The sequence below is a fragment of the Streptomyces silvae genome (genome assembly GCF_016745505.1).
Classification (GTDB): Bacteria; Actinomycetota; Actinomycetes; order Streptomycetales; family Streptomycetaceae; genus Streptomyces; species Streptomyces silvae.
Genome location: NZ_JAERUC010000028.1, coordinates 49,175 through 65,792 on the forward strand (window position 1 = coordinate 49,175; position 16,618 = coordinate 65,792).

10 protein-coding genes are annotated in these 16,618 nt (G+C 71.4%); 4 read left to right on the top strand and 6 right to left on the bottom strand.

Going from position 1 to position 16,618, the window contains the following annotated elements; genetic code table 11:
• Positions 1 to 28 precede the first annotated feature (28 nt).
• Positions 29 to 2,704 carry an alpha-glucan family phosphorylase gene (gene glgP, locus JKV81_RS04645; RefSeq protein ID WP_202074975.1) on the bottom strand — a complete coding sequence of 892 codons (2,676 nt, stop codon included), beginning with the start codon at positions 2,702 to 2,704 and terminating at the stop codon, positions 29 to 31.
• A gap of 719 nt (positions 2,705 to 3,423) precedes the next feature.
• Between glgP and JKV81_RS04650 the strand changes: the two genes are divergently transcribed.
• The 4 genes from JKV81_RS04650 to glgB all read left to right on the top strand — a co-directional run bounded on the left by JKV81_RS04650 (position 3,424) and on the right by glgB (position 11,414).
• Positions 3,424 to 5,541, top strand: a complete 2,118-nt coding sequence (locus JKV81_RS04650) for an alpha-1,4-glucan--maltose-1-phosphate maltosyltransferase (protein ID WP_202074976.1) — start codon at positions 3,424 to 3,426, stop codon at positions 5,539 to 5,541.
• Entirely contained in the window at positions 5,538 to 7,244 is a 1,707-nt protein-coding gene (treS, locus tag JKV81_RS04655) for a maltose alpha-D-glucosyltransferase (protein WP_124274761.1), read from the top strand. Before JKV81_RS04650 ends, treS begins: the two co-directional genes overlap by 4 nt.
• 251 nt (positions 7,245 to 7,495) lie before the next feature.
• Positions 7,496 to 8,938: a maltokinase N-terminal cap-like domain-containing protein gene (locus JKV81_RS04660; protein WP_129265487.1), complete on the top strand. Its 1,443-nt coding sequence runs from the start codon at positions 7,496 to 7,498 to the stop codon at positions 8,936 to 8,938.
• Positions 8,939 to 8,996: 58 nt separating this feature from the next.
• Positions 8,997 to 11,414, top strand: coding sequence for a 1,4-alpha-glucan branching enzyme (gene glgB / locus JKV81_RS04665; protein ID WP_202074977.1), 2,418 nt, complete (start codon positions 8,997 to 8,999; stop codon positions 11,412 to 11,414).
• A 129-nt stretch (positions 11,415 to 11,543) separates the two neighbouring features.
• Here glgB and JKV81_RS04670 read toward each other — a convergent pair whose 3' ends face one another.
• The 5 genes from JKV81_RS04670 to JKV81_RS04690 form a co-directional block, all read right to left on the bottom strand.
• The gene (locus tag JKV81_RS04670; RefSeq protein ID WP_202074978.1) at positions 11,544 to 12,833 is read right to left on the bottom strand and encodes an HAD family hydrolase; all 1,290 of its coding nucleotides are present in this window, start codon (positions 12,831 to 12,833) and stop codon (positions 11,544 to 11,546) included.
• Positions 12,834 to 12,942: 109 nt separating this feature from the next.
• Complete coding sequence (trxA, locus tag JKV81_RS04675) at positions 12,943 to 13,287, bottom strand: thioredoxin (RefSeq protein ID WP_129265486.1); 345 nt, start codon at positions 13,285 to 13,287, stop codon at positions 12,943 to 12,945.
• Complete coding sequence (locus JKV81_RS04680; RefSeq protein WP_124274757.1) at positions 13,284 to 13,703, bottom strand: MerR family transcriptional regulator; 420 nt, start codon at positions 13,701 to 13,703, stop codon at positions 13,284 to 13,286. The genes trxA and JKV81_RS04680 overlap by 4 nt, the downstream gene beginning before the upstream one ends.
• A 59-nt stretch (positions 13,704 to 13,762) precedes the next feature.
• Positions 13,763 to 15,019 (bottom strand): hypothetical protein, encoded by a 1,257-nt coding sequence (locus tag JKV81_RS04685; RefSeq protein WP_129265485.1) that lies wholly within the window; start codon positions 15,017 to 15,019, stop codon positions 13,763 to 13,765.
• Between the two features lie 179 nt (positions 15,020 to 15,198).
• Positions 15,199 to 16,563 (bottom strand): cation:dicarboxylate symporter family transporter, encoded by a 1,365-nt coding sequence (locus JKV81_RS04690; protein WP_124274755.1) that lies wholly within the window; start codon positions 16,561 to 16,563, stop codon positions 15,199 to 15,201.
• Between the last annotated feature and the right edge of the window lie 55 nt (positions 16,564 to 16,618).

Here is a 16,618-nt window from a genome sequence, read left to right on the forward strand (position 1 = left end):
GCGCCGGGCCCTCCGGGAGCGTGCGGGGTCAGCGCAGGAGCACCCCGCCGCCGTCCCCCGTGGCCGCGTTCGGCACGGCCACCAGGCCCAGCTCCGCGCCCGAGGCGAGCAGCCGGTGCGCGGGCAGGACCCGCACGGTGTAGCCGTAGGGGCCCGTACGGTCGAGGGCGAGCGGGCCCTCGTACAGCCAGCGGTCCTCCAGGTCGTGACCGCCCGCCGGCTTCAGCGGGAAGGTCTGGGCCTCCGCGATCGCGTCGCCCGAGTCGACGCGCCCGGCGACCACCTGCACCTCCACGTCCTCCGGGTCGAGACCGCCCAGCGCGATCCGGACCCGCAGCGCCAGGGTGGACCCCAGCTCGGCGGAGCCGCCGACCACCGTGTCGGCGGAGGCCTCCACATGGTCGACCGCCACCTGCGGCCAGGCCGCGCGGACCTTGGCCTTCCAGGCGGCCAGCTCACCGGCGGCCTTCGGCTCCAGTGCCCGGCGGGACCGCGCCGCGGGGGCGTAGAGCCTCTCGACGTACTCCCGCACCATGCGGCCCGCGAGCACCTTGGGCCCCAGGGTGATCAGGGTGCGGCGGACCATCTCGATCCACCGCTCGGGCAGGTCCTCCGCGTTGCGGTCGTAGAAGCGGGGGGCGACCCGGTCCTCGATCAGCTCGTAGAGGGCGTTGGCCTCCAGCTCGTCGCGCCGCTCCTCGTCGGTGGCGGAGCCGTCGGCGGTGGGGATCGCCCAGCCGAAGTCGGGCTCGTACCACTCGTCCCACCAGCCGTCGCGCACCGAGAGGTTGAGGCAGCCGTTGAGCGCCGCCTTCATCCCGCTGGTGCCGCAGGCCTCCAGGGGGCGCAGCGGGTTGTTGAGCCAGACGTCGCAGCCCGGGTAGAGCTTCTGCGCCATCCCCATGCCGTAGTCGGGCAGGAAGACGATGCGGTGGCGCACCAGCGGGTCGTCCGAGAACCGCACCAGCTCCTGGACCAGCCGCTTGCCGCCGTCGTCGGCGGGGTGGGCCTTGCCGGCGACGACGATCTGGATCGGGTGGGTCGGGTGGAGCAGCAGCTCACGGAGCCGGTCACGGTCGTGCAGCATCAGCGTGAGGCGCTTGTACGAGGGCACCCGGCGGGCGAAGCCGATGGTGAGCACGTCCGGGTCGAGGACGCCGTCGATCCAGCCCAGTTCGGCGGTGCCGGCGCCGCGCCTGCGCCAGGAGGCGTAGAGCCGCTTGCGCACCTCGGTGACGAGCTGCTCGCGCAGCCCGCGGCGCAGGTCCCAGATCTCCCGGTCGGCGACGGCGGTCACGGCGTCCCAGCGTCTGGGGGTGCCGGCCGCGCCGTCGGCGCCGGTCTGCCGGCCGACCTCGGCCCCGGCGAGGGCGTTCTCCGTGCGTTCGGAGCCGAACGTGCCGGCGCCGAGCCGCAGGACCTCGGGTGCGACCCAGGTCGGGGCGTGCACCCCGTTGGTCACCGAGGTGATCGGCACCTCGGAAGGGTCGAATCCCGGCCACAGCCCGGAGAACATCTCCCGGCTGACGGCGCCGTGCAGCGTGGAGACCCCGTTGGCGCGCTGGGCGAGCCGCAGCCCCATGACCGCCATGTTGAAGAGGTCGGGCTCACCGCCCGGGTACGTCTCCATCCCGAGCCGCAGGATCCGCTCCACGCCGACGCCGGGCAGCTCGCCGTCGTCACCGAAATGGCGGGCGACGAGCTGGCGTTCGAAGCGGTCTATCCCGGCGGGCACCGGGGTGTGCGTGGTGAAGACCGTGCCGGCCCGCACGACCTCCAGGGCCGCGTCGAAGTCCAGGCCGGTCTCGGAGAGCTCCCTGATCCGCTCCAGGCCGAGGAACCCGGCGTGCCCCTCGTTGGTGTGGAACACCTCGGGTGCCGCGTGTCCGGTCAGCCGGCAGTAGGTGCGAACGGCACGTACGCCGCCGATGCCGAGCAGCATCTCCTGGAGCAGCCGGTGGTCGCTGCCGCCGCCGTAGAGCCGGTCGGTGACGTCGCGTTCGCCCGGCGCGTTCTCCTCGACGTCGGAGTCGAGGAGCAGCAGGGGGACGCGCCCGACCTGGGCCTGCCAGACGGAGGCGTACAGCGAGCGGCCGCCGGGCAGCGCGAGCACCACCCGGCTGGGGGTGCCGTCGGCCTCCCGCAGGAGGGTGAGCGGCAGCTCGTTGGGGTCGAGGACGGGGTAGTGCTCCTGCTGCCAGCCGTCCCGGGACAGGCTCTGGCGGAAGTAGCCGTGGCGATAGAGCAGGCCGACCCCGATGAGCGGTACGCCGAGGTCGCTGGCGGCCTTCAGATGGTCGCCGGCCAGGATACCGAGCCCGCCCGAGTACTGGGGCAGGGCGGCGGTGACCCCGAATTCCGGGGAGAAGTAGGCGATGGCCGCGGGGAGCTCCGCGCCCTGGGAGAGCTGGTTCTGATACCACCTCGGGCCGCCGAGGTACTCCCGGAGATCCTCGGACACCTCGGTGAGCCGGCGCAGGAACGGCTGGTCCCCGGCCAGCTCGGCGAGGCGCGTCGCGGAGACGGCGCCGAGCAGCCGCACGGGGTCGGCGTCCGCGGGCCGCCAGCCCTCCGGGTCGGCCGCCTGGAAGAGCTCTCGGGTCTCGGTGTGCCAGGACCAGCGCAGGTTGCGGGCGAGGTCGCTGAGCGGTCGCAGGGGTTCGGGGAGGACGGGACGCACGGTGAATCGACGAATGGCCTTCACGTATCCCACCTTTACAGGGGACGTACGGATCCGAGGGGACGCACGACGGTGGGCGCCCTCTCCGTCACCCTCGACGGTAGCGGTGCGCGGTGTCGCGCAACCACGGCGCGCGACCGGCTCAGTGGGTCCGCTCCGGCGCCCTCCGGCCGCCCCTGTCCCGGGCGCTGCACCGTGCGCGCCCTCCCTCCACCGGCTCCTGGGCCACCCCTGTCACCGGGGTCCCGCGGGCATCGGAGACCCCTCACGCCCCATGGGCCAGATGCGCCAGTTACGTACCCTTCTGTCACGGGCGATATGGCTGATTTCCCCTCCTCACGCGGACTTGTGGCACCCCGCACCTCAGGGAAGGCTGCGGAGGTGCCCACTCGTCGGCCGGGGGACCGGCGTGCGGCCCACAGCGCGTGCTCCGGTTGCACCCAGGAGTTAACACACCACCGGGTTGGCCGCCCGAAAACGGTGGGAAGGCTCCCCCGGTAAGCCCGGCGACACCCCCGCGCTGCACATCCCAGGTGCCCCCGGTCGGAGCAGGATTCCCCCGCGCACCTGCCATTCGAGTGCCATTCGAGTGAACGCGGACAGGAGCGGCCATGCCCACAGCCCGCCAGCCGACAACCGAGCAGCTACAAAGGACGCAACCCCACCATCGCGGCGCGCGCGGTCAGCCCTTCACGCCCACGTCGCGCGCCGTGCATGCCGAGCTCCGACCCCCAGGTGATTCCATGATCGGTCGCATTCCCGTCCTGGACGTCCGTCCGCTCGTCGACTGCGGCAGACGGCCCGCCAAAGCCGTCGCGGGCGAGACCTTCGAGGTCAGCGCCACCGTGTTCCGCGAGGGCCATGACGCCGTGGCCGCCAACGTCGTCCTGTGTGACCCGAGCGGACGGCCCGGCCCCTGGACGCCGATGCGCGAGCTCGCCCCGGGCACGGACCGGTGGGGCGCCCACGTCACCCCCGGGTCGGAGGGGCACTGGACGTACACCGTCGAGGCGTGGAGCGACCCGGTCACCACCTGGCGCCACAACGCGGGCATCAAGATCCCGGCAGGCATCGACATCGCACTGGTCTTCGAGGAGGGCGCCGAGCTGTACGCCCGCGCCGCCGAGGGCGTACCCAAGAAGGACGGGCGCGAGGCGGTGCTGGCAGCCGTCGACGCGCTGCGCGACACGAGCCGCCCCGCCGGGTCCCGGCTCGCTGCGGCGCTGACCGCCGAGGTGGACGAGGCGCTCGGCCGCCACCCCCTGCGCGAACTGGTCACCGCGTCCCGTCCGCTGCCGCTGACCGTCGAGCGCCCGCGCGCCCTCTACGGCTCCTGGTACGAGATGTTCCCGCGCTCCGAGGGCGCGCGCCTGGAGCAGGTGGAGCCCCCGAAGCCCGCCCGGAAGCGGGCGGCGAAGACCGCGAAGACCGCCGCCCCCAAGCCCGACAAGGTCACGGCCGCCCGGAAGAAGGCCCCGGCGGCGGTCACCGCTGAGCTCCCGTCGCCCGCGCCCCGGATGATCAGCGGCACCTTCCGGACCGCCGCCGAGCGGCTTCCCGCCGTCGCGGCGATGGGGTTCGACGTCGTCTACCTCCCGCCGGTCCACCCCATCGGCACCACCCACCGCAAGGGCCCGAACAACAGCCTCACCCCCGGTGCCGACGACCCGGGTGTGCCCTGGGCGATCGGTTCGGCCGAGGGCGGCCACGACGCCGTCCACCCCGACCTCGGCACCATCGAGGACTTCGACCACTTCGTCGCGACGGCCCGCACCCTGCGGATGGAGATCGCGCTGGACTTCGCGCTCCAGTGCTCCCCGGACCACCCGTGGGTGACGGAGCATCCGGAGTGGTTCCACCACCGTCCCGACGGGTCCATCGCGTACGCCGAGAACCCGCCCAAGAAGTACCAGGACATCTATCCGATCGCGTTCGACGCGGACCTGCCCGGGATCGTCAGGGAGACGGTGCGCATCCTGCGGTTCTGGATGGAGCACGGCGTACGGATCTTCCGCGTCGACAACCCGCACACCAAGCCGGTGGTCTTCTGGGAGAAGGTGATCGCCGACATCAACCGCACCGACCCGGACGTGATCTTCCTGGCGGAGGCCTTCACCCGGCCCGCGATGATGCGCACGCTGGCCTCGGTCGGCTTCCAGCAGTCCTACACGTACTTCACCTGGCGTAACACGAAGCAGGAACTCACCGAGTACGTCACGGAGCTTTCGGGCGAGAGTTCCTCGTACATGCGGCCCAACTTCTTCGTGAACACGCCCGACATTCTTCCCGGTTACCTCCAGGAGGGCGGCCGCCCCGCCTTCGAGACCCGGGCCGTGCTGGCCGCGACGCTGTCCCCCTCCTGGGGCGTGTACGCGGGCTTCGAGCTGTACGAGAACACCCCGGTGCGTCCCGGGAGCGAGGAGTACCAGAACTCCGAGAAGTACCAACTCAGGCCCAGGGACTGGGAGTCGGCGGAACGTGAGGGCCGCTCGCTCGCACCCCTGATCACCTCCCTCAACCGGATCAGGCGTCGCCATCCGGCGCTCCAGCAACTGCGCGACGTCCACTTCCACTCGGTCGACAACGAAGCGCTGATCGCCTACAGCAAGCGCTCGGGTTCGGACATCGTTCTGGTGGTCGTCAACCTCGACCCTCACCACACCCAGGAGGCCACGGTCTCGTTGGACATGCCGCGTCTCGGCCTCGACTGGCACGAGAGCGTGCCGGTGCGCGACGAGCTCACCGGCGACACCTATCACTGGGGCAGGGCCTTCTATGTGCGTCTGGAGCCGGGTGTGACACCCGCGCACATCACGGTCCTGCGACCGTCCCCGCCGACCGGAGGGTCACCCACACCATGATCGTCAATGAGCCTGTCCACGACCTGTTCGAGGACACTCCCGCCAAGGACCGCGATCCCGACTGGTTCAAGCGCGCCGTCTTCTACGAGGTACTCGTCCGGTCCTTCCAGGACTCGAACGGGGACGGCGTCGGTGACCTCAAAGGCCTCACCGCCAAGCTGGACTACCTGCAGTGGCTGGGCGTCGACTGCCTCTGGCTGCCGCCGTTCTTCAAGTCACCGCTGCGCGACGGTGGTTACGACGTATCCGACTACACGGCCGTGCTGCCGGAGTTCGGCGACCTCGCCGACTTCGTGGAGTTCGTCGATGCCGCGCACCAGCGCGGCATGCGCGTGATCATCGACTTCGTCATGAACCACACGAGCGACCAGCACGACTGGTTCCAGCAGTCCCGCACCGACCCCGACGGGCCGTACGGCGACTACTACGTCTGGGCCGACGACGACAAGCAGTTCCCGGACGCGCGCATCATCTTCGTCGACACGGAGACGTCCAACTGGACCTTCGACCCGGTCCGCAAGCAGTACTACTGGCACCGGTTCTTCTCGCACCAGCCGGATCTCAACTACGAGAACCCGGCGGTGCAGGAGGAGATCATCTCGGCCCTGCGCTTCTGGCTGGACCTCGGCATCGACGGCTTCCGGGTCGACGCCGTGCCGTACCTCTACCAGCGCGAGGGCACCAACTGCGAGAACCTCCCCGAGACCCACGGCTTCCTCAAGCGGGTCCGCAAGGAGATCGACGCCAACTACCCCGACACGGTGCTGCTCGCCGAGGCGAACCAGTGGCCGGAGGACGTCGTCGACTACTTCGGCGACTACCCGGCCGGCGGCGACGAGTGCCACATGGCGTTCCACTTCCCGGTGATGCCCCGGATCTTCATGGCCGTACGGCGCGAGAGCCGCTACCCGGTCTCCGAGATCCTGGCGAAGACCCCGGAGATCCCGTCGGGCTGCCAGTGGGGCATCTTCCTCCGCAACCACGACGAGCTCACGCTCGAGATGGTGACGGACGAGGAACGCGACTACATGTACGCGGAGTACGCCAAGGATCCGCGGATGCGGGCCAACATCGGCATCCGCAGGCGTCTCGCCCCGCTCCTGGACAACGACCGCAACCAGATCGAGCTGTTCACCGCGCTGCTGCTGTCGCTCCCCGGCTCCCCGATCCTCTACTACGGGGACGAGATCGGGATGGGCGACAACATCTGGCTGGGCGACCGCGACGCCGTGCGCACCCCGATGCAGTGGACGCCCGACCGCAACGCCGGTTTCTCCTCCAGCGATCCGGGCCGGCTCTACCTCCCCACGATCATGGACCCGGTCTACGGCTACCAGGTCACCAACGTCGAGGCGTCCATGGCCTCGCCGTCGTCGCTGCTGCACTGGACGCGGCGGATGATCGAGATCCGTAAGCAGAATCCGGCGTTCGGCCTCGGCTCGTACAACGAACTGCCGTCGTCGAACCCGGCGGTGATCGCGTTCACCCGCGAGTACAAGGACGATCTCGTGCTGTGCGTCCACAACTTCTCGCGGTTCGCGCAGCCGACGGAGCTCGATCTGCGGGCGTTCGACGGGCGTCATCCGGTGGAGCTGATCGGCGGGGTGCGCTTCCCCGCCGTCGGTCAGTGGCCCTACCTGCTGACACTCGCCGGGCACGGTTTCTACTGGTTCCGGCTGCGGAAGGATGCTCCGGTCGGCTGACCGCCGGCGACGGTCCGCTGACGGCGCCTCACCTCGTGGGGCGCCACCCGCGGGGCGGTTTCCACCGCCCCGCACGGGGCACTCTCCCCCATATCGAGCTCTTCCGGGCTCCTTCGGGCGCTCCACGGCCCATCGATCGAGTCCGTACGGACCATCCTCACCCGACACGTCCCGCACAGCCGGACAGCCATTGCCGCAATCCGGGACACTCTTCGCATCCTGTGGTGTGCCCGGGGAAAGGACGCGATGCCATGTCGGAGGCTGCATCCACTCGAGTCGCCCTGGCGAAGAGCACAACATCCAGAAAGACGACAAGAAGACATACGCCGAGCGCCACGGGCACCACCGCCCTGCTGCCGTCGCTCGCCCCGCTGCTCCACGAGTGGGTGCCCCGGCAGCGCTGGTTCGCGGGCAAGGGCCAGCCCGTCACCGGGTTCTCCCTCGTCGCGGCCACCGAGATACTGCCTCTGGACGCCGCGGGCACCGGCCCCGGACTGCTGCACCTGCTCGTCCGGGTGCACCAGCCCGACGACCGCCCCGCGCCCGCCCAGGGGGACTGCTACCAGCTGCTGCTCGGCGTGCGCACCACGCTGCCCCCGCGGCTGTCCGACGCACGCATCGGGCAGGTCACGGAGGGTCCGCTGGCGGGCCGCACCCTGTACGAGGGACTGCACGACCCACGCGTCGCCGACCTTCTGCTGGAACGATTCCGTAACCCCGGGTCACTCGGCCCCCTCCGCTTCGACCGGGCCGGGCCCATCCCGCCGGGGCTCACCCCGCGCGTCCTGGACACCGAGCAGTCCAACTCCTCGCTCGTCTTTGGGGACGCCTTCATCCTGAAGATCTTCCGCAGGGTCTTCCCGGGCACCAACCCCGATCTCGAACTGCCGCTCGCGCTCGGCCGCGAGGGCTGCCGCAGGGTGCCCGCCCCGGTGGCCTGGTTCGAGGCGACGACGAGCACGGAGCCGCTCACGCTCGGCGTGCTGCAGCCGTTCCTGCGCGGTGCCGAGGACGGCTGGCAGCTGGCGCTCTCGGCGCTGGCCGCCGGGCGGGACTTCGTACCCGAGGCGCACGCGCTCGGCCGGGCGACCGCCGAGGTCCACACGGCCCTCGCCGCCGCGCTGCCCACCCCGCCCCTGGCGCACGACCGGACCAGGGACCTGGTGGCGGGGATGGTGGAGCGCCTGGAGGCCGCCGCCCGGGCGGTCCCGGCGCTCGTCCCGTACGTACCCGGGCTGCGCACCGCCTTCGACGCGGTCGCGGCGCTCGGGGACACGCAGTGCGGCTGGGCGGCACAGCGGGTCCACGGGGATCTGCACCTCGGCCAGACCCTGCGGGGCGCCGACGGCTTCTGGTCGCTGATCGACTTCGAGGGCGAGCCGGCCAGGCCGCTGCCCGAACGGCGCGCCCCGCAGCCGACGGTGCGCGATGTCGCGGGGATGCTCCGGTCCTTCGACTACGCGGCCCGCTCGCACCACCCGTGGAACGCCGAATGGGCGGCCCGCTGCCGTGCCGCGTACTGCGAGGGCTACGCCCGCGCGGCCGGTGCCGATCCACGCGCCGATCCGGAGCTGCTGCGCGCCCACGAGACCGACAAGGCGGTGTACGAGGTGCTGTACGAGGCCCGGAACCGTCCCGACTGGCTGCCGGTCCCGATGGCCGCCATCCAGCGCCTGGCCGCCGCACCGGCGTGACCTCCCCTTCCCCCACTCATCCGCCGAGCCTTTCGAGCCTTTCGAGGAGGCAGTCTCTGTGACCGCCCGCAAGCCGTCCCGCAAGCCGTCCGATCCCATCGAGGTCCCGCCCACGGCCAAGCCGGTGACCACCGAGGTCACCGCCCCCGCGGCGGCACCGGTCCCCGCCGAGGCGCCCGTGGAAGCACCCGCCGACACGCCCGCGCCGCCGCCGGCCAAGCGCGCCCGGGCCAGGAAGACGGCCGCCGCGGCCACCGGCACCCCGCCCCGTCCACGGCGCGGTGGGGGCAGCAGGAACGTGCTGCCCGCCGTCGTCCTGGACGACGCGGACCGGGGCCGGCTGCTCGCCGGTGAGCACCACGACCCGCACGGCGTCCTGGGCGCGCACCCGACCTCGGGCGGTGTGCTCTTCCGGGCGCTGCGCCCCTTCGCGCAGTCGGTGACCGTGCTGGCCGAGGGCAAGGAGGCCGAGCTGCAGAGCGACGGCGACGGCTTCTTCTCGGGGGTCCTGCCGCTGCCCGCCCTGCCGGACGGGTACCGCCTCCGGATCGTCTACGACGACAACACGATCGAGGTGGAGGACCCGTACCGGTTCCTGCCCGCCATCGGCGAACTCGACCTGCACCTGATCGGCGAGGGCCGGCACGAGGAGCTCTGGAAGGCGCTCGGCGCGCAGCCCATGGAGCACCAGGGCGTGGCGGGCACCCGCTTCACGGTCTGGGCGCCGAACGCGCGCGGGGTCCGGGTCACGGGCGACTTCAACTACTGGGACGGCACGGCCTTCCCCATGCGCTCGCTCGGCGCCACCGGTGTCTGGGAGCTCTTCCTCCCGGGTGTCGGCGAGGGTGCCGTCTACAAGTACGACATCTGCCGGCCCGACGGGTCGCACACCCAGCGGGCCGACCCGATGGCCCGCCACACGGAGGTGCCGCCCGCCACGGCCTCGGTGGTCACGGCCTCGCGCCACGAGTGGCAGGACGCGGACTGGATGGCCCACCGGGGCGACCGCCCGGTCCACGAGGCGCCGTTCTCCGTCTACGAGGTCCACCTGCCGTCCTGGCGGCCGGGCCTCAGCTACCGCCAGCTCGCCTCCCAGCTGCCCGCCTACGTACGGGAACTCGGCTTCACGCACGTGGAGTTGATGCCGGTCTCGGAGCACCCCTTCGGCGGCTCCTGGGGCTACCAGGTCACCGGTTTCTACGCGCCGACGTCCCGCATGGGCAGCCCGGACGACTTCCGCTTCCTGGTCGACGCGTTGCACGCCGCGGGCATCGGCGTCCTCATGGACTGGGTGCCGGCGCACTTCCCCCGGGACGACTGGGCCCTCGCCGAGTTCGACGGCCGGCCGCTGTACGAGCACTCCGACCCGAACCGGGCCGCGCACCCGGACTGGGGCACCCTGGAGTTCGACTACGGCCGCAAGGAGGTCCGTAACTTCCTGGTCTCCAACGCCACTTACTGGTGCGAGGAGTTCCACATCGACGGGCTGCGGGTCGACGCCGTCGCCTCGATGCTCTACCTCGACTACTCGCGCGAGGACGGCCAGTGGTCCCCGAACGAGTTCGGGGGCCGGGAGAACCTGGACGCGGTCGCCTTCCTCCAGGAGATGAACGCGACGGTCTACCGCCGTAACCCCGGTGTCGTCACCATGGCCGAGGAGTCCACCGCCTGGGACGGCGTCACCCGCGCCACGGACCACGGCGGGCTGGGCTTCGGCCTGAAGTGGAACATGGGCTGGATGCACGACTCGCTGGTGTACATCTCCAAGGAGCCCATCCACCGCAAGTACCACCACAACGAGATGACCTTCTCGATGGTGTACGCGTACAGCGAGAACTACGTGCTGCCGATCTCGCACGACGAGGTGGTGCACGGCAAGCAGGCCCTGGTCACCAAGATGCCCGGCGACTGGTGGCAGCGGCGCGCGAACCACCGCGCCTACCTCGGCTTCATGTGGGCCCACCCGGGCAAGCAACTCCTCTTCATGGGACAGGAGTTCGCCCAGGGCGCCGAGTGGTCCGAGGGCCACGGCCCGGACTGGTGGCTGCTCGACGAGACGTACGAGGCCTCCGGCGACCACCGGGGCGTGCGCTCCCTGGTCACGGACCTCAACGCGGTCTACAACGCACTGCCGGCGCTCTGGCAGCGGGACACCTCGCCGGAGGGCTTCAGCTGGATCGACGGCGGCGCGGCCGAGGACAACGCGTTCTCGTTCGTCCGCTACGACGCGGACGGCTCGCCGCTGATCGCGGTCTCGCACTTCTCCCCGGTGGTGCGGCACGACTACCGCATCGGCGTACCGGACGGCCCGGAGGCCTGGGTCGAGGTCCTCAACACGGACGCGGCCCGCTACGGCGGCAGCGACGTCCGCAACGAGGAGCCGCTGAAGCCGGAGGCGGTGCAGGCGCACGGCAGGGACACCAGCATCACGCTGACGCTCCCGCCCCTGGCGACGGTGTGGCTGCGGCCGGCCTGAGCTGACGGGGCACGGAAGAGGGGCGGCGCACCTGGAGGTCCAGGTGCGCCGCCCCTCCTCGGTCCCGGCTGCCGCCCGCCCTGCCTGAGCTCGTACGAGCAGGGCTCGGCGGCCGGACGGCGAGCGGGGTCAGTACACCGTGTCCTGCTGGTCCGGCACGACACTGCCGTCGTCACGCCGCACGGGGCCGAAGCCGCCTCCGGGCCGGGTCCAGGCGGCGGTCGCGCAGGGGTACGCCGTCGTCCTGCGGGGCAGGGGCTCGATGAACATGGGGTTCACGACCCAGCGGCCGTCGGCGTTGTCGTAGGCGCGGCACATCACCTCGTTCTTGTTGCGGTTGAGCACGAGGTGCGCGCCGGTGGCGTCGCCGACGAACGTCACGTCGGTGTCGGCGTCACCGCCGCCGAGCGCGATCCGCCGATGGGGGGCCTGCTTGTTCCAGGCGGCCCGGCCCTTGATCCCGTAGATCTCCTGGTTGATCCAGCACCGCTTGCCGTCGATGTACGGGATGGCCTCCCCCTGGGTGCGGCCGATCCCGCCGCAGCCCTCGTTGCGGGTCGTGATGCGGCCCTCGTCGTCGAGTACGGAGCGGATGGCGACGGTGTGCGCGCGGTCGATGCCGACGCCGCGCGACCAGACCTCGGTGACCGGCTCGGAGCCCGCCGAGACGATCCAGACGTCGAACCCGGCCCTGTGGAGCGTACGGATGAGGTCGCGTTGCTGTTCGTAGTAACGGACGTACGCGGGAAGGACGTGGGTGCCGACGGTGCGGGTCGCGCCGACGGGCGCGGCGAGGGCCTCCGTGCGGGCGGCCTCGGTGTACGCGCGCAGTTCGGGGACGGTGTGCCCGGCGAACAGCTGGGGCACCCACGCGTACTGCGGGACGGTGCGACGGTGGTTCCACTCCCCCGCGAAGGCGGCTTCGCCGCTCATCGTGGTGCCGTCCTCACGGATCTGGAGGATCTCGTCGGCGCAGGGGGCGTTCGTGGAGGTGGGGAGGGGCGCTCCCACCTCGACGTCGGTGCCGCAGGCCTCGGTGAGGGCCTTCTCCGCGGTGTCGGTCAGCCACTTGCTGGTGTCCTTCCAGCGGGCGGGCCGAAGGATCTTGTCGTGCCGCAGGGACCAGCTGATGGTGGCGTCGGTGACGTCGTTCTTGGTGACGGTGTTGTCCCAGTCGAACGCGGCGACCGGACGTGGTCCGCCCTTGCCGTGGCAGGTGCCTCGCTCGTCGATCACGCGCTGCAACTGGGCGCGGTTGTCGCCGTACCAGGTGAGTTCGTCGGAAAGTCGGGGGCAGTGGGCCGTCGGTGTCACGGCCGCGCGGGCGGCCGGGGCGGCGGCCACGGGGCCGGCTGCGGCCGTGAGCGCGAGCGCTGCGGCCAGGGTCGAGGTCCACGCGAGAACAGGTCGGCTACGCATGCGAGTGGACCGTACATCAATGTTTCCGCAATGTTGAGGAGGCGGACGCGTCCGTCTCCGCGGACCCCTCCGGACGCGGACCCCTCCGGCGGGCCGCGCGCCCGCGAGGTCAGACCGCCGCCGGGAGCACGTCCTCCAGCTCCTGGAGGAGGCGGCGCTTCGGGCGGGCGCCCACCATCGACTTCACCGGTTCGCCGTCCTGGAAGACCATCAGGGTCGGCATGGACAGCACCGCGTAACGGCTGGTGACCTCCGGATTGTGGTCCACGTCGATCTGGACGACCTTCAGGCGGCCGGCCTCCTCCCTGGCGATCGCGCCGAGCACCGGGGCGAGCTGGCGGCAGGGTCCGCACCAGTCGGCGGTGAACTCGACGAGGACCGGGAGGCCCGTCCCCCGTACCTCCTCGTCGAATGTGGCGTCGGTGACCTCGGCTACACCCTCTGCGTGGATCATCGGTCCTCGTCCTCCCGGTTGAGTTCGCATCGTGGTTCGGGGCCGCCCGGCACCTCGGCCGACGCCTCCAGTTCGGCGCGGGCCAGCTGGGCGCCCACCTCCGTACGGACCGACTGCAACTGGCCGATGAGCGTGTCCAGTTCGCCGAGCTTGCGCCGGTAGACGGCCAGCGAGGCAGGGCAGGAGTCGCCCGCCGGGTGGCCCGCGCGCAGGCAGTCGACGAAGGGACGGGTCTCCTCCAGGTCGAACCCGAAGTCCTGGAGGGTCCGGATCTGCCGGACCATCCGCAGATCGCCCTCGTCGTACGTGCGGTAGCCGTTCTCCGCGCGGCGCGCCTGCAGCAGGCCCCGTGACTCGTAGTACCGCAGCGTCCGTGTCGTCGTCCCGGCGCGTTCGGCAAGCTCCCCGATTCGCATACCGCGACGGTAGTCCTTGACGTCGGCGTCAAGGCAAGGACCGTACGGCCGGGGGCTGGTCAGGCGGTGCGGAGGTAACAGGTGTAGTCGCCCGTCACGGTCGTCTCCGCGCCGCCTCCGCCCATGCCGAAGCTGCTGCCCACCCGGGACGAGCCGACCAGGCTGTAGCCGTCGGCGTAGGCACCGCCGCGCCGCCAGGCCTCCGGCGCGTCGGCCAGGGCCCGCTCGCACGCCACCCTCGCGTACACGTCACCGTTCGCGATGTCCTGCTTGCCGGGGAGGGTCCGGTCCACCGTCACCTGGGCCAGTACCCGCAGGTCGTGCCTGTCCGCGCAGTCCACGGGCCGTACGACCGCCGTGCCGCCCAGCCCCGTGCCTCCGGTGCCGGCGCACCGGCCTTCCTTGACCGAGCCGAGGGGCGCCAGCACCTTCCGGGCGTCCTCGACGGGGCGGCCTCCCTGGTCCGGGCCCCCGGACTTCACCGGCTTGCCGAAGTCCCCGAGCCGGTAGGAGGCGCGCAGCTGCTTCACCTCGACGAGGACCTTCTGTTCATGGAGCCTGGCCAGGACGGGGCCGAGGTCGGCGGTCGCCGCGGCCAGCCTCCCGTCGGCGTCCAGGCGCACCGTGAGCGGGACGGGGTCCGTCCCCCAGTCGTGCTGGAGGCTCTGCAGGTCCCTGGGGAGCAGTTCCGCCGCGACCTCGGGGAGCGCGGTGAGCCGGTAGACCCGGCTGCCGTCCTCCCGGCGCTCGGGCTTCTCCCGGGGGATCACCCTCGGTACGAGATCGGCGAGGGTCCCGCTGTACGGCGCCACGTCCCCGGCGGCGTGCGCGGCGATCACACCGGTGGCCTCGCCGAGTTCGTTGACGGCCTCGGGGGTGTACTTCAGCCAGGCGGAGTCGCCCTGCCGGACGTAGACGTCGTCCTCGGCGGTGGCCACGGTCTGCTTGCCGTCGGGACCCGAGGCCCGGAGGAACTCCAGCGCCTTTGCCGGGAAGTGGCGTCCGGCGACGAGGCCGAGCTCCGCGAGGGCCGTCCCCCGCCCGTAGTCCTGGCTCCCCTTCGCCTCCTGCACGGCGTCGCCGCCCGCCGCCCCGTAGGTCAGCGTCGACACGAACGCGGCGGTCCCGGCGTCACGGGTGGCGTCCGTCGCCGCCTGGAACTGCTCGGCGAGCGGCTGTCCGTAGACCGCCTTCCCCGTCCCGGTCCTCCCCGCCCCGGTCTTGTCCTGCGCGCCGCATCCGGCCATGCCGATGATGACGGGCAGCAGCAGTGCGACCGCGGCTCCCCGGTGTCGTGCGGTCCTCAGTGTCCCCACCCCTTGTGCCTGGTCAGGACACCTTCTGCGCCTGGTCAGGACAGCGATGATCCCCGGACCGGCCACACCGCACCAGCACGGGATGATCACACTGCCTGCACAACGCGCGGCCGGGCATGCGTGAGCGGCCGGTACGGGGGTCCCGTACCGGCCGCTCGGTCGCTCGTTACGCCTGCTCGTTACGCCTTGACCAGCGAGGGCTGCTCCTCGCCGCCGTCCCTGGCGTCCGGGACGTGCGGCTCGCCGCCGTGGGCGTCGTCCGTCATCGTCTGCTCGTCGAACGGGAGCGCGCCGGAGAGGACCTCGTCCACCCTGGCCCGGTCGATCTCCTTGGTCCAGGTGCCGACGAGGACGGTGGCCACCGCGTTGCCCGCGAAGTTCGTCAGGGCGCGGGCCTCGCTCATGAAGCGGTCGATGCCGACGATCAGGCCGACGCCGTCGACCAGCTCGGGGCGGTGCGACTGGAGGCCGCCCGCGAGGGTGGCGAGGCCGGCGCCGGTGACGCCCGCCGCGCCCTTCGAGGCGATCACCATGAAGACCAGCAGCGAGATCTGCTCGCCGATGCTCAGCGGGTCGCCGGTGGCGTTGGCGATGAAGAGCGAGGCCATCGTGAGGTAGATCGCGGTGCCGTCGAGGTTGAAGGAGTAGCCGGTCGGCACGGTGATGCCGACGACGGGCTTGCTGACGCCCATGTGCTCCATCTTCGCGATCAGCCGCGGCAGGGCCGACTCGGAGGAGGAGGTGGAGAGGATCAGCAGGAACTCACGGCCGAGGTACTTCAGCAGGGAGAAGATGTTGACGCCGGCCACCAGGCGCAGGATGGCGCCCAGGATCAGGAAGACGAAGAGCGCGCAGGTGACGTAGAAGCCGACCATGATGATCGCGAGGGACTTCAGCGCGTCCAGGCCGGTCTCGCCGACCACCGCCGCCATCGCGCCGAACGCGCCGACAGGGGCGGCCCACATGATCATGGCGAGGATGCGGAAGACGAGGCGCTGGATGTGCCCGATGCCCCGCAGGACCGGTTCGCCGGCCGAGCCCATGGCCTGGAGCGCGAAGCCCGCGAGCAGGGCGATGAGCAGGGTCTGCAGGACCTCGCCCTCGGTGAAGGCCGACACCATGGTCGTGGGGATGATGCCGAGCAGGAAGTCCACGGTGGACTCGCTGTCGCCCGCCTGCGCCTCACCCGCGGCGCGGGCCGCCTCGGTGAGGTGGAGGCTGGAGCCCGGCTCCAGGATGTTGCCGACGACCAGGCCGATGGCCAGGGCGACGGTCGACATCACCAGGAAGTAGCCGAGGGCCAGACCGCCGACGGCGCCGACCTTGGCGGCCTTCCGTACGGAGCCGACGCCCAGCACGATCGTGCAGAAGATGATCGGCGAGATCATCATCTTGATGAGGTTGACGAAGCCTGTGCCGATCGGCTTCAGCTCCACGGCGAAGTCCGGAGCGACGAATCCCACCGTGATGCCCAGCACCACGGCGGCGATCACGGCCAGGTAGAGATAGTGGGTGCGGTCCCGTCGTGCGGCTTTCTCTGCCACGGGGGTCTCCTCGGGTGTGCGGCGGCTCCCCGTCCCTGGGGGCCCCGGTGACTAT

Bases quoted from the DNA above. Each gene is read 5' to 3' on its own strand.
- JKV81_RS04650 (WP_202074976.1), top strand. From the start codon at position 3,424: ATGATCGGTCGCATTCCCGTCCTGGACGTCCGTCCGCTCGTCGACTGC.
- treS (WP_124274761.1), top strand. From the start codon at position 5,538: ATGATCGTCAATGAGCCTGTCCACGACCTGTTCGAGGACACTCCCGCC.
- JKV81_RS04660 (WP_129265487.1), top strand. From the start codon at position 7,496: ATGTCGGAGGCTGCATCCACTCGAGTCGCCCTGGCGAAGAGCACAACA.
- JKV81_RS04670 (WP_202074978.1), bottom strand. From the start codon at position 12,833: ATGCGTAGCCGACCTGTTCTCGCGTGGACCTCGACCCTGGCCGCAGCG.
- trxA (WP_129265486.1), bottom strand. From the start codon at position 13,287: ATGATCCACGCAGAGGGTGTAGCCGAGGTCACCGACGCCACATTCGAC.
- JKV81_RS04680 (WP_124274757.1), bottom strand. From the start codon at position 13,703: ATGCGAATCGGGGAGCTTGCCGAACGCGCCGGGACGACGACACGGACG.